We start from the raw sequence: 14,020 nt of genomic DNA, 5'->3' as shown, positions 1-14,020 counted from the left end.
AAATATGTGGCATTACTTTAAGTAAACTAATTTAAGGAGGTGTAAGGTCTATAATGGAATTATTAGATAAGATTAAGGAACAATCAAAAAAAGCACAAAAAACAATTGTCTTACCGGAATCCTATGAAAGAAGAACACTAAAAGCTACTTCAATTATTCTTAAGGAAAAATTAGCAAGGATAGTGCTCCTTGGTGATAGGGAAAAAATCTATTCTATTGCTAAAAGGGAAGGCTACAATGTATCGGACGCGGAGATTTGGGATCCTACAAATCACTCCAAAAAAGATGTCTACGCGAAAGATTTTCTTGAGATACGAAGAACCAAAGGGATGACAATAGATAGGGCACAAGCACAAATGGAGAACCCTCTTTTTGTTGCGGCCATGATGGTCAAGGAGGGTGATGCTGATGGTTATGTTGCTGGTGCAGAAAATACTACAGGCGACGTTTTAAGACCTGCTCTACAAATTATCAAAAACCAAGAGGGTATTTCCGTTGTCTCCGGTGCAATGATTATGATACTGCCGATGAAAGAATATGGTGATAACGGCATTATAATTGTAGCGGATTGTGGCGTAAATCCCAATCCAACTGCAAATCAGCTAGCAGAGATCGCCTTGTGTTCTGCAGAGACAGGACAACAATTATTAGGTATGGATCCAAAGGTTGCAATGCTTTCGTTTTCAACAAAAGGGAGTGCTCGTCACATTATGGTTGACAAGGTCATAGCGGCAACATACCTGTGCAAGGAAAAAAATCCAGACCTTAAAATAGACGGTGAACTCCAGTTTGATGCAGCTGTTGTTCCGAAAATTGGAGAAAGAAAAGCTCCTGGTAGTGCAGTTGCAGGTCATGCAAACACATTTATATTTCCAGACCTTCAATCGGGAAATATTGGCGTAAAAATCATGGAAAGATGGGGAGGGGCAACGGCAATTGGACCCATTCTCCAGGGGATGGCCAAGCCTGTAAATGATCTTTCTAGAGGATGTAGTGTTGATGATATAGTAAATGTAGTTGCCATTACTTCTGTGCAGGCTATAAATCAATAATATAAATTGCACTAAGTGAACTCGTTCAGCCAAAGCTGAACATTGGGAAATCAGATGGGGACTATACTCCACCTAGTTTAAAGCCCAATTATAGAAGCGGGAGTCTTAAGCCAGATAGAATATTATGGATAAATTTTAAGGAGTGAGATAAAAGATGCCTAGTAACTCTATGATACAATTAATAGAATTGGCACCCAAGGGAAGTCAAAAGATAGACTGGACTAAACAGCATATGCCCGTTTTAAACTATCTCATGGATGAATATACCAAAACAAGACCCTTTCAAGATAAAAACATAGTAATGCGTTTACATATAGAAGCTACAACTGCTTATCTTGCAATACTGCTAAGGGACGCAGGGGCCAATGTTACTCTTGTAGAGGCAGACCCTCTTTCTACACAGGATGATGTTGCTGCTGCCATGTGTGAAGAATGTGTAGATGTAATGGGTTATTACGGAGCTGCTTTTAATGACCATCAAAAATTTCAAAGGGAAGCATTAGAATGTAAGCCCCACATAGTAATAGATTCTGGGGGAATTCTAACAAACCTTCTTCATGATGAATGTAGTCATCTTGTAGAGAATTTTATTGGAACAAGTGAAGAAAGTACAACTGGAGTTAAAAGGTTAAAAAACATGCGCAATAGTGGAGTACTTAAATACCCCGTAGTAGCAGTTAATAGTTCTTTGAGTAAATACTTGTTTGAAAATCTTCATGGAACAGGACAATCTGTTTGGGCTTCTATTATGAATACTACTAATGTTGTTGTTGCTGGGAAAATGGTGGTGGTAGTTGGTTATGGTTGGTGTGGCAAGGGTATTGCGAGAAAAGCAAGAGCTTTTGGTGCAAGGGTTATCATTTGCGAAACGGACCCCTTAAAGCTTAGTGAAGCTGTTATGGACGGCTTCTACGTAAAACCCCTTATAGAAGCTGTGGCAGAGGCTGACTTTATTATTACCGCTACAGGTAACAAGGATATAATTACAAAAAATCATTTAAAGGTAATTAAAAATAGAGTCATTCTTGCAAATGCTGGACATTCAAATGTAGAGATAAACAAGTGCGACCTAGAGGAATATAGTGTTGATAGCTATGAGATAGCAAAAAATATATTACAATATTCCTTCGAGGATGGGAGAAATGTATTCTTACTAGGCGATGGACGCATTGTAAATTCTGCAGCTGGAGATGGGCAACCAGCAGAGGTGATGGATATAAGCTTTGCAATTCATGTAATGGCTGTTAAACACTTGATTGAAAATGCTGGGAATGAAAAAGGAATAATTAAGCTTCCAAGGGAGCTAGATGAGTATGTCTCTTCAATTTATCTTAAAAAGTCAGGTATTATAAAGGATGAATTGACAGATGCACAACAGAAATATTTTTCTATGTTTCCCCAAGTGCCTTGTCTAATGCGAACCAATGAAAAGTAAAAATTATCTAAATATAACCCTGTTAGTTAAATAACAGGGTATTTTTTTAACCATTTTTACATAAAATGCATAATATGTAAGAAACGCAATCGTAAAGGAGTTTTGCAAATGGCAAAACAATTTTTTGCTATTCTTGAAGGATCAGAAGAAGTACCACCAGTTGAAACTGATGCCTTCGGCAGTTCAAATCTTAGACTTAGTGATGATCAGGAGATGTTACAATACCGTTTAACTGTTAACAAGCTTGCGAATTTTACTGAAGCTCACATTCATCTTGGTAGACGAGGGGAAAACGGACCGATAGTAGCCTTTTTATTTGGACCTGTGGACCCTGGTATAACCGTAACCCAAGGAACAGTTCAAGGCACTCTGAGTCAAAGTGATCTCGTAGGACCTTTAGAAGGTGAACCATTTTCAGAATTGGTAAGGCAAATGGAGGCGGGTAATACTTATGTAAATGTTCATACTAGGCAGCATCCCGCTGGGGAAATTCGTGGACAAATTAGTAGGCAAAAAAGGGTAGGATAAATGTAAAGAAACAAGTATAACAAATAAGAAAACTAAACAAGTAAGGCAAGGGGACATTTCACTATGTTGCCTTGTCTTTTATATTATAGTATAAGTTTGGGATTTCCCGCGTCTAAGCTGATAGATTAATTAAATTGGAAGGGTTGACTGAAAATGAAATAAAATGGTAGTATTGGATGTGGTTGCTTAGGGGGGGTTAAAATGGTGGGTTTTTTAGAAAGGCATAGATCTATAACAGCTGACGTAGCCCTATTATCTGTTGCGGTTTTTTGGGGAGGGGGCTTTGTTGTTACAAAAAATGCTCTTGATCATATTACTCCCCTTATAATGATGGCTATTAGGTTTGGATTTGCCGCTGTAATATTATGTCTAGTTTTCAGAAATCGCTTACAAACAATTAGTAAAAGGGATTTATGGGGAGGATGTCTCATCGGACTCTTTCTATACTTAGGCTTTACAACCCAGACAATAGGACTTGTTTATACAACTGCTGCAAAAAATGCTTTTATTACTGGAACTAACGTGGTTATGGTGCCTTTTTTGGTGATGGCCATAACAAAAAAGTTTCCTGGGTGGCCTGCTATTATGTCTGCTTTCCTAGCTGTTGTCGGTTTGGCTTTTCTTACCATTGAAGACAGTACATTAGCATCTATAAACATAGGGGACTGGTTAACCCTAATATGTGCTTTATGCTACGCTTTTCAGGTGGTAACCATTGGTATACTAGCACCTAAGGGCGATGCACTAGCGCTTTCTGTTGTTCAGGTATCCTTTTGTGCAGTTTTATTTATCATTACTGGATTAGTCTTTGAACCAATCCCCACCAGCATTTCCGTAGAAGGGTGGGGTGCAATTGCTTATCTTGTTACGTTAAGTACAGTTTTGTGTTTTGTAATCCAAAATGTTGCCCAAAAATATACTCCTTCATCCCACGCTGCTTTGATACTATGCCTAGAAGGTGTTTTCGGAGCACTCTTTGCCTATCTGTTCTTAAATGAATTATTAACCAAACCAATGTTGGTTGGGTGTGGACTAATATTATTAGCAATTATAATTGCAGAAATGAAGCTGGGACTCAATAAATTAGTGGGTGCTTTTTCATCCACTACAAGCAAGAGACAAGGCTTGTAAAGTATCTCCAAGTTTTGACTTTAGCCTACTTCTTTAAGGTTGACCATGGCCTTAACCAATACTGCCTTATGTTTCATCCTCACTTATATCTACCCTAATAATACCGTTTGTCTCTTTAGGATAAATCATTATTCTCCTTTTTAATTGAAGTTTGAGCGGAACCCTTGATTGCTTTTCATAGAAAACTGAAAAATTACGTTATAACGTTACTATTATAAAGATATATGACCTCTTTAGCAAATGCTACGGCTATTTTTTGATAAATCTTTCAATAATTTGCACAATAGAATTAACGTATGTTTATAAGGGTCTATCAATAATTGGAAAATTAAGGTTATCACTTAAGTTTTAAAGATGAAGCTCTTAATTACTGAAAATACTGAATTGTTAATTATGGCAGAAAATTTGCATAATACATGAAGTGGTAATGTTTATAAACCAACAAAATTAAATACACAAGGGGGGAAGTCCATGAATGTAATAAATGTTTTCTAAAGTAATCATAAAAAAAGGAGGAAATAAAATGAGTGGTATTGATATTGGTATAATTATTGGTTATATGCTTGGCATGCTTGCCTTGGGTTTATATGCTAACAGGAAGCAGAAAAATATGGACGACTATTATGTTGCAGGTAGAAGATTAGGGGCTTTTTCAATAATGTGTTTATGGCTGGCTTCTTGGGTAGGAGGAGCATCTGTAGTAGGTAGTGCAAATACTGCTTATGAGATGGGTATTACTGCTATCTGGTATGTTGGAACTGTAGCATTTGGTTGTATTTTATTCGCCTTACTTTTTTCACATCTTATTAAAAAGATTGGTGACAAATCAAAGCATATTACTTATCCGGATTTAATTGAAGAAAGATATGATAGTCGCTGCCGTATTATTGTCACAGTTACTACTATTTTAGCTTACATTGCTTATACAGCAGGTCAGCTAGCCGCAGCGGGCAGTATTCTTCATGCTTTGTTAGGCTGGGATTTACAGATAGCATTTTTTGTTGCTGCCTTTGTAGTTATTGTATATACAGCAACAGGAGGATTTTTAGCTGTAACATACACAGACTGGGTTCAGTTTATACTTCTTCTTGTGGGTGTAGTTTTAACCCAAACCCTTAAAGAAAGTAAAATTGCAGGAGCAGCTCTTGATGTGGTATTACCAGAACCATTACCTACGGACCATGAGATATTTAAACTAGATAATGCAATATTTACCCCACATGCAGCCTTTTTATCTACAGTTGCTCTGTGTGAGGTTAGGAGAAAGTGTGTTGAAGAAGTTATGAGGGCACTAAAAGGAAAGGCACCAAATAGTGTCGTGAATATAACAGTACTGGATCAACCCAATTGTAGAATTAACGCAAGTGTTTAATCTTTAAACAAAAGGGGGATTTAGGATGCAGCATGAGAGTTTTTTTAGACCTGCGGTTTTTAGTCTTTATGACTATATTGCTGGAAAGACAATTGAGGAAGTTAAGAGAGAACTTGGGTTAGATGATATAGTTAAGTTAGCTTCGAATGAAAATCCCAATGGCCCCTCTCCAAGGGCACTAAAGGCCATTACAAATGAATTAACGAATATTTACATGTATCCTGAAAAAAGCTTTTTGGATCTTAAAAAAGTTCTAGCAGATATAAATGGTGTTGATCCAAAAAATATCGTGGTAGGTCATGGTTCAGAAACTATAATACAACTTATTCCCCAATTATATGTTAATCCTGGGGAAGAGGTTATAGTGGGGGATAAAACATACGGAAGGTATGAAGAGGCTTGCAAACTGATGAATGGAATTGTGAGGCATGTTCCTCTAATGGATTACCGATATGATCTTAGTGGAATTACTGACATTGTTAATTGTAAAACAAAGTTAATCTGGATATGTAACCCTAATAATCCCACAGGAACTATAGTAAAAAGATCTGAAGTGGAGGTCTTCTTGAAAAGCATTCCAAAAGAAATCGCTGTAGTATTTGACCAGGCTTATTTTGAATATGTTGATGATCCGCAATATGCTAATGGGCTGGATTTTGTAAAAGAGGGTCTAGAAAATGTTATAGTGTTAAGAACATTTTCTAAAGCACATGGACTTGCTGGTTTACGTTTAGGTTATGGAATTGCCCATGCTAGAGTTTGCCAGATGCTTGATAGAATAAAGGAACCTTTTAATTTAAATAGATTATCAATTGTCGCAGGACCTGCTAGTTTAGCAGATCAGGAATGGCTAAGCAAATGTGTGACTGAAAATAGAGTAGGCAGGGATTATCTATCACAAGAGCTGAGAGCACTTGGTTGTGATGTAGTGCCTAGTCAAGCAAATTTTATCCTATTTGACGTGAAACAAGATTGCGAATTACTTTTTAAAAGACTTCTGGTCAAAGGAGTCATCGTAAGGCCAGCTGCAGGCTGGGGGCTTGATTCCTTTATAAGGGTTACTGTTGGCACTATGAAAGAGAATAAAAGATTTATAGAAACCCTGAAAGAAGAACTGTAGAACGTATTGTCTAATATAGAGATGGGGGTTCATGTATGTATATTAAATTCGTTACGATATATGGAGTTCGTATTCCATATCTTGAGCCTTTTATAGTTGCGTATGGCACGTATCCTGACATGCCAACAATTATTGTGAAAATGGAAACGGATGACGGATATATTGGGTTCGGAGAAGCAGTACCTGACCAATGTGTAACAGGAGAAACCTTTGAAAGTACGATTACTGTTTTACAAAATGAGCTTATTGCTGAAGTCATTGGTCTTTCTCCATTTCAAATAGAAGAAGCACATCAGAGGTTTAGTAGGCGAATTCATGGTTCCCCTGCTGCAAGGGCGGCATTAGATTTAGCCATGTATGACCTAATGGGGAAGGTTGCTAATCAACCTGTATATAATCTACTTGGCGGTAAAGTCCATGAAAAGTTAATTGTACCCCAGGTAATAAGTATTAAAGAACCTGAAGATATGGCAAAGGATGCGCAAAGGTTTGTTAATGAAGGGTTTAGGATAATTAAGATGAAAGTAGGAACAGATCCTTACAAGGACGTAGAAAGGGTCAGGCAGGTTCGGCAGGTGATAGCTGATGCAACATTAAGGGTGGATGCTAATCAGGGCTGGATGGATCGGGCCACAGCTTTACAGGTTATTGAAAGGATAAAGGTATATAATGTTGACTGGGTGGAGCAGCCGGTTAAGGATGGGGATTTAGAGGCACTAGCTGAAGTAAAAAAGGCAACAACAGTTAGAATTATGGTTGATGAAGGCGTACACAATGTTAAAGATTTATTAAAGGTCATTCAGATGAGAGCAGCAGATGTGGTAAATATTAAGCTTATGAAGGCAGGGGGAATTTATCCATCACTTGCAATAGCTTCCATGGCTGAGGCAGCTGGACTTACCTGCCAAGTAGGTTCCATGGTAGAAACAGCCATTGGCACCGCAGCTGGAGCACACTTATCTTGTGCTCGACAAGTTATTAAATCGAATGAAATGGTTGGGCCATTAATGCTGTCAAGGGATGTAGCAAAGATTAGTATTCATCAGGATGAGCTTACACTATCAGATAAGCCAGGCCTTGGCATAGATGTGGAGGAAGATGTTTTAGAGGAACTAGCTATCCGCAAAATACAAATAGCCAGTCACAGCAACTAAATCGTATCAAAGTTATAAAGAAAGCTTAACCTAAGGGTTGGGCTTTTTATGTTAACGTAAAGAACTTCCATTAAATATATTTTTACAATAGAATTACAGGAAATACACCAAGATGTGTATAAGTAATATTGTATGGATTTGCGAAATATTTGAGGTACAAATATGGAGAATTTTACTGAAATCTATAAAAGATACAAATTAATGATATATCGTTATTTTCTATATTTAACTACTAGTGATTACCTAGCAGAAGAATTAACCCAAGAGACATTTTACCAGGTGTATGTTTCTTATGGAGAATTTAAAGGTGGTAGTTCTATTTCTACTTGGATAATAGCGATTGCTCGTCGAGTCTACTTGAAATATTTAAGGCAGGATAAAAAGCAATTAACTCTAGAGAATGGGTTGGATGAGGTTTGTGCAGCTATTGATGGTCTGCCAGAGGTAATCTTAGATAATAAAGAGTTTAGAAAAGAAATATTAGATACTCTACAATTACTGCCCGAAATTTATCGCTCAGTAATTATTTTACGTGAAATAGAGGAAAGAAGCTTTGAAGAAATTGCGGCAGTCTTAGGAAAATCTCCGTCTTCTATAAGAGTTATACTACATCGAGCTAAAAAACGTTTCAGGGAATTATTTAACGCAAAGATAGGGTGAGAATGTGCTAGTGGAGTTCGTTCCGCAATTGTTGCTAGTATTTTAAAACAGGTTGGTAAAAATCCCCATAATAGTTCTAAAAATCTCCTTTTCATTTTAGAAACAAAAAAAGGAGATTTTTTATTAATTATTTTTATTTTAACTGTAACAAATTAGAGACTTATGGTACTAACTATACAGAACAAGCAAATGTGAGGTGTACTTAAAGGTGAAAAGTAATAAGGACATTCAATGTGCAATAATTCAAGATCTTATACCTGTTTATGCAGACGGAGAGCTAAGTCAAGCAAGTAGTGAAATGGTTAGGCAGCATTTAATGGAATGTAGCCAGTGCCAGTTGGAAATAGAGGCTTACAAAAAACCCCTCTTTACAGATACCCAGCTACAGGAAGATATAGATACAGATGTTAAAGTAAAACCCTTTGCTTTTTTTCTTTGGCCCAGATTTAAAAAAGTTGCATGGTTGTGCCTTTTGCTAATTGTAGTTGGAACAGGAAGTTTAGCAATTGCTGCTTACAACTTCGGAAAAAGCATAGCATTGCAGGATCCTGTGTACAGTAGAGCTATTAAAGAGGACCTATTTGTAGAAGTACACAAGACAAAAAAATTAGGTCCATATGAAATAACACTATCAAGAGCACTTCTTGATAATGCACAGACAGTATTATTCTATAATACTAATCCAGCTATTAGTGAAGAGGATAGAGTACACGTTACCATTAAGGATTCAGATGGTAGGGTTTATGAAACCTTATCCGGATTTAGCTATGGTGGAATAGAGCATACAATGAATTTACAACCTTTAGATTCCCAGGCTCAGCAGTTAGCAGTAGAATTTGAGCTTGAGGGGACACCAGCAGTAGAGACTTTTAACGTTCCAGTAGATCCAACCCCTGTTTTGGCAAGTACTAGCAAGTGGTGGCCTAGTATAACCAGAGAGTTTGGTCCTGTTAGAATTGATTTAGATTCTGTGGTGCTTGGTCTTACAAAGAGTCAGATAAACATCAGAGCTCTATGGCCACTAGATCAGCAAATACGAGGAATGGGCTTTGGGAAAATGCCACCCCAGGGCCCTATAATAGGAGAAAATGGAGAGGTTTTAAGTGCTAGTGGAGGATCTTTCAGAGTGCCTGAGGGGATACCAATTTCCAATGACTATGCTTCCCTTTTGGATACGACAAATAGGAGGCAGATAGGATTAAACACAATAGGTTACCAGACAGATTCCACATCTGGTGGTGTAAATGTGACCTTTGAATTTGACCCTTTTTTGGAACCTACATCATATATGGACTTTACCTTGCCTAATCTATACTTATATGAAATAGTTGCAGGAAATAGCCTAGAACTTTCTTTGGAAGATGGTGAAGAAAGGGAAATAAATGAGAATATAGGCAGTGAGTCACATAAGGTTGTTATTGATAAGTTGATCAAGCAAGATTCTCTCTTAAGAATATACTATACAATGCTCAAAGGGGAAGATGCTATTTACCCAGAGTACCTTCCAGAAATAGTTTTAAGCAACCCTGAAGGGTTTGAAAGACAAGGAAGAATAACTTCTACAGACGGTAATAGGGGTATAGTAGAGGTCCACCTTACCGACGAAGGTTCCTTTACATTAGAATTGAAGAGTCTCGGAGAAATGCTTCAGGGCGACAAAGAATATGAACTTCAGGTTCCTGCAGGTTATTAATATTTATGAGGTGTTGGAATGAAACATATAAGTCTTCCTACAAAACTATATAACCTCGCATATAGGCTAACAGGAAATACCCAACTAGCTGAAAGAATAGCTTTAAATGCTGTTGAAAATGTAGCAAATCAGGGGATATCTGTAGATAATGAGGAACTGTTTCAATATGCTGTGAAAGAGATAGTTGATCTAACAGTAAATCAGTATCCTTATCATATACCGGGTTATTCTGAAGAGCAGGACACATCATGTCAGCTGCAGGCAATTCTCAACACTTTGCCAGCTAGTGAAAGATTTACTGTGGTGTTACGTGACATCTGTGGCTTTTCTTCTTCCCAAGTTGCAGGCTTTATGAATATAAAAATAGAAATAATACAACAGCTACTTGCAACGGGACGTTGTGAGGTCTGTAGATTAGTTAATGATAAAAAAATGACAGAAAGGTTTGAAAAAATTGCATCTAAATAAAGGTTTTTCTTTAACACCAAAATTTCTACCATTGGTTTTTTTAGCAGTCGTACTTGATTTAATACAGTTAGGAGATATCTTGCAACGCTCACAGGATTTTAATATTAAATTTAGTATTCCTTCAGCTATTCCAAGTCTTACTCAGGTGCTGGCTGAACCTCAACAGGCAGGCGGTGGATTTATAGTTAATCTACCTTTTGCTTATTTGGGTGGGGTTGTTGCTGTCTTGTTATTTGCTTTTTTCTTAATTGCTTCCGCCTTTCTCACGGGTGCTTTTCTAGGAAGTGTTCTTTCAGGACTGCGGGGGGAGAGCTTTAGTGTGGATACTTTTATCACTTATGGCAAAAAGTTCTTTGGACGTTTCTTACTTCAGCTTGTAGTTATTTTTCTTGTTGTCCTTGCGTTTATTCCAATTGCACTTATTTTGGGTCCAGTAGCCTTGATTCTGTTGATAGGAGTTTTTATCGTTGCTTTTCTACTTATCTTCTGGGACTACGCAATAGTTGTAGAAAATACTGACGTTATAGATGGTGCTAAAAGGTCTTGGAATCTAATTAAAGCTAATCTAGGAAAAGTATTTTCCTTTGTTTTTTTGATAGCCCTCTTTGCTTCCATTTTTAGCATTATAGCCAATTACATGGTTGCAGCTTCCCCAATACTTGCCTTTATAGCCATTCTCATCTATGGATATTTAGGAACGGCTGTTATTTTTGCCATGATGTCTTTCTACTTGGAGATCAGAGAAGAAGAGGAATGGTTAGCTTGATTTTCAAAGAGGTGAGGAATTGTTATCGCAAACGGTGGATCCGATTTATTTCATAAGGAGGTGACAAGGGGACGTTTCGTCTGTCAGGTTTTAGTCTATAAATATTTCATCTATACCTATATTTGTTTCATGACCTGTATCATTATGGCATGATGAACAAGTCCTATCTTCCTTAAGATATTCTAAATGATCTTGATTGTTCTTAATCGTAACTGCGTTGGGGAAATTTGGGTATTGTCCGGTATGACATCCAAAACAGCCTTTATTATTAATATATGAAGCACTAATAATAGGCATTACGTAATTCTCAGTAATATCAGAAACATAATAATTTAATCCTCTAGACTTTGAGTGTAGTTTGCCTAAAGAGCCTGTAGGTTCATGACACTGCAGGCAATTAACATCCTGATGGGGTGAATTATTCCATGAAGTAACATAGGGTTTAATATAGTGGCAACCACTACAGAATTCTGGAGTAGAAGTATAGTAATATACACCCATGAAAGAGCCATAAGTAATGAGCAAAATAATTATAACAACTCCAATGACTGATGCCGCTAATTTTGTTAGTTTTGACATATAACCCAACACCTATTAAAGAAAATTTGTTTCTTAATTTAGTATCTCATAAAAGACAGTAGATATAACCAAAAAATAATAAATATCAGAGCGGACATTAAAGTAGTAGATTTTATTGCAATGGGCATTGAAATGATTGGTTATAGTAGGTGAATTTAAAAAGTTGTCTAAAAAAGTAATAACAGGGGGTGTTATTCCTAGTGAAGAATAATAAAACTATAATCCTCGTCATGGTCATGGTGGTCCTTTTGTTAAGTGTTTCTGGATGCAAAAATAATTCTGGCCAGCTGTCAAATAATTCCTCTGTACCTGAACAAAAACAGGAATTAGATCAGCAAATCGGGGACATAACTGATCCATTAGAGATGGAAAGGCTATGGCAGGAGTATTTATATGATACAATAACTACTATAGGTAACACTCCTGAGTTCAATGCTCCAAGTGAAATAGACCCGGTTAACATAGCCAAATACGCATGGGAAAAGTATACATTGGAGCATGGTGAGGATGGTTTAGCCATAGCTGACGAGGGTGGCTATCTGCGGCTGTTCCCCCTCGATACTGTTCTTGAATATGCACAGCGTTACTTTAATTTGAACAGCCTAGATTTGTCGGAAGTTGAAGATTATTACTATGACTCCCAGAAAAGTGCTTTTATTTTTGCTCTTGGCGGAAGAACGAGCCGTCCGGCTAATACTGAGAACAACTCTTGGGGCATGCATCTTGATAAGGTTACTAGAAATAGCGACGGTTCAATTAAAGCAGTTTTAGTGTCATATGATACATACCGCACCCGAAAAGTAGATAGTACAATGACCTATACGCTAAGGCAGCATGATGACGGCAGCCTATATTTTGATAAGGGCAAACGAGAATGGATAAATAACAACCTGGTCGTCTTAACGGGGGATTATGAACATTTTGACAAAATTGTAGGTTTTGATGGGCAAATGCAAGAGCTTTCAATGGTTGGGGAAACTGAGGACAGGGTGATTCTTGCTTACACACCTTATGCAAAAGGAAAGAATGGTTCATTAATGCTGATGAATCCCCTTACAATGGAGATAGAAAAGGCGCTTGATCTTGGCAATAACTTTGCATACTCTGACGTTAAGGTAGCAGGTGAAAAAGTTGTAGTACGTCTCCCTAATAAAATAATAACCGTTGATAAAAACCTTGAGAATCTAGAAGAGACCCCAATACCAATAGTAATAGCGGAAAAAGTTGACCCAATGTCAACTACCGACGAAAAGGGAAACCCTGATGTTTTCTTTGGTGGTTATGATGTATCAAGGGATCTTACAAAATATGTTTTTACTGATAATATAGGCGTTAAGCTTTTTAATACTAGTGATAATAGTGAGCAGCTTCTTTCAAAAACAGTACCAATTGAAGAAAGTAGTTTAATTGATAATTCCTATCACTTTCTTCCTAGGTTTGTTGCAGAAGATAAAAAGGTTATAACTATTATGAGCGGCTATGAAAACACTATGGGTTATACCCTGTGCGACCTAGAAAAGGATACAGTAAAGACCTTTGATATAACTGCGGAATGCTCTTCCACAGGAAATATTCATTATGATACAGGTTCACTTGAAGTAAATACACATATTTATGATTCTAAGAATCAAACATCTACTCCTAAAAGCTTATATTTGGATTTTATGTCTGGTGTCGTAACAGAAATTGAGTTGGATAACCCTGGTGACACAGGCTACATTCGTTTCCCTGAATATTGTTATGTAGGGCAGGAGTATGCCTCTTTTATAACAACGGTCTGGGACAATAGTGATAATGCAAATAATATGAGTTATATCAATCGCCTTAACTTGAAAACCTTCAAAGTTGAGCAAAATATTGCCTCAGTCAAGGCTGCTCAAACACATATACTAGGCGTATTGGAAGATGGTCGCATCGTGTTCTGGTACAGCCTCAACCCTAGTGAAAGCGGTATATGCGTTACTAAATGATGCAGTAATATACTTAAGACTATCAGCTATCAGGCTTATCAATAATCCAATAATAATAGGAGAAGTGACTTAAGTATTAATATCATAATGGG

At 37.2% G+C, this 14,020-nt stretch carries 13 protein-coding genes; 12 read left to right on the top strand and 1 reads right to left on the bottom strand.

The genetic code is table 11. The features are described 5' to 3' along the window. Positions 1–53: 53 nt before the first annotated feature. From APF76_11140 to APF76_11090, 11 genes are all read left to right on the top strand, one after another. Positions 54–1,052, top strand: coding sequence for a hypothetical protein (locus APF76_11140; GenBank protein KUO50259.1), 999 nt, complete (start codon positions 54–56; stop codon positions 1,050–1,052). A gap of 154 nt (positions 1,053–1,206) precedes the next feature. Beyond that, positions 1,207–2,487: a hypothetical protein gene (locus APF76_11135; GenBank protein KUO50258.1), complete on the top strand. Its 1,281-nt coding sequence runs from the start codon at positions 1,207–1,209 to the stop codon at positions 2,485–2,487. A 108-nt stretch (positions 2,488–2,595) separates the two neighbouring features. Beyond that, on the top strand, positions 2,596–3,015 hold the full coding sequence (locus APF76_11130; protein ID KUO50257.1) for a hypothetical protein: 420 nt from the start codon (positions 2,596–2,598) through the stop codon (positions 3,013–3,015). 201 nt (positions 3,016–3,216) lie between these two features. Beyond that, positions 3,217–4,146, top strand: a complete 930-nt coding sequence (locus APF76_11125; GenBank protein KUO50256.1) for a hypothetical protein — start codon at positions 3,217–3,219, stop codon at positions 4,144–4,146. A gap of 523 nt (positions 4,147–4,669) precedes the next feature. Continuing rightward, positions 4,670–5,518 carry a hypothetical protein gene (locus tag APF76_11120; GenBank protein KUO50255.1) on the top strand — a complete coding sequence of 283 codons (849 nt, stop codon included), beginning with the start codon at positions 4,670–4,672 and terminating at the stop codon, positions 5,516–5,518. A gap of 25 nt (positions 5,519–5,543) precedes the next feature. Next, positions 5,544–6,638 (top strand): hypothetical protein, encoded by a 1,095-nt coding sequence (locus APF76_11115; GenBank protein ID KUO50254.1) that lies wholly within the window; start codon positions 5,544–5,546, stop codon positions 6,636–6,638. Positions 6,639–6,673: 35 nt separating this feature from the next. After that, positions 6,674–7,792: a dipeptide epimerase gene (locus APF76_11110; GenBank protein KUO50253.1), complete on the top strand. Its 1,119-nt coding sequence runs from the start codon at positions 6,674–6,676 to the stop codon at positions 7,790–7,792. 162 nt (positions 7,793–7,954) lie between these two features. Further along, positions 7,955–8,452 (top strand): hypothetical protein, encoded by a 498-nt coding sequence (locus APF76_11105; protein ID KUO50252.1) that lies wholly within the window; start codon positions 7,955–7,957, stop codon positions 8,450–8,452. Between the two features lie 208 nt (positions 8,453–8,660). Then, complete coding sequence (locus APF76_11100; protein KUO50251.1) at positions 8,661–10,145, top strand: hypothetical protein; 1,485 nt, start codon at positions 8,661–8,663, stop codon at positions 10,143–10,145. Positions 10,146–10,163: 18 nt separating this feature from the next. After that, on the top strand, positions 10,164–10,613 hold the full coding sequence (locus APF76_11095) for a hypothetical protein (protein KUO50250.1): 450 nt from the start codon (positions 10,164–10,166) through the stop codon (positions 10,611–10,613). Next, positions 10,600–11,379 carry a hypothetical protein gene (locus tag APF76_11090; protein ID KUO50249.1) on the top strand — a complete coding sequence of 260 codons (780 nt, stop codon included), beginning with the start codon at positions 10,600–10,602 and terminating at the stop codon, positions 11,377–11,379. The genes APF76_11095 and APF76_11090 overlap by 14 nt, the downstream gene beginning before the upstream one ends. A 90-nt stretch (positions 11,380–11,469) precedes the next feature. Here APF76_11090 and APF76_11085 read toward each other — a convergent pair whose 3' ends face one another. Next, complete coding sequence (locus APF76_11085) at positions 11,470–11,958, bottom strand: hypothetical protein (protein ID KUO50248.1); 489 nt, start codon at positions 11,956–11,958, stop codon at positions 11,470–11,472. 200 nt (positions 11,959–12,158) lie between these two features. On the opposite strand from APF76_11085, the gene APF76_11080 reads away from it, so the two are divergent. Continuing rightward, a complete protein-coding gene (locus tag APF76_11080; protein KUO50247.1) occupies positions 12,159–13,928 on the top strand; it encodes a hypothetical protein in 1,770 nt (589 codons plus the stop codon). Positions 13,929–14,020: the final 92 nt, after the last annotated feature.

Origin of the sequence: Desulfitibacter sp. BRH_c19 (assembly GCA_001515945.1) — a bacterium.
Lineage (GTDB): Bacteria > Bacillota > DSM-16504 > Desulfitibacterales > Desulfitibacteraceae > Desulfitibacter.
The sequence above is the reverse complement of the archived record's forward strand: the minus strand, read 5'-3'. Positions and strand labels throughout refer to the sequence as shown.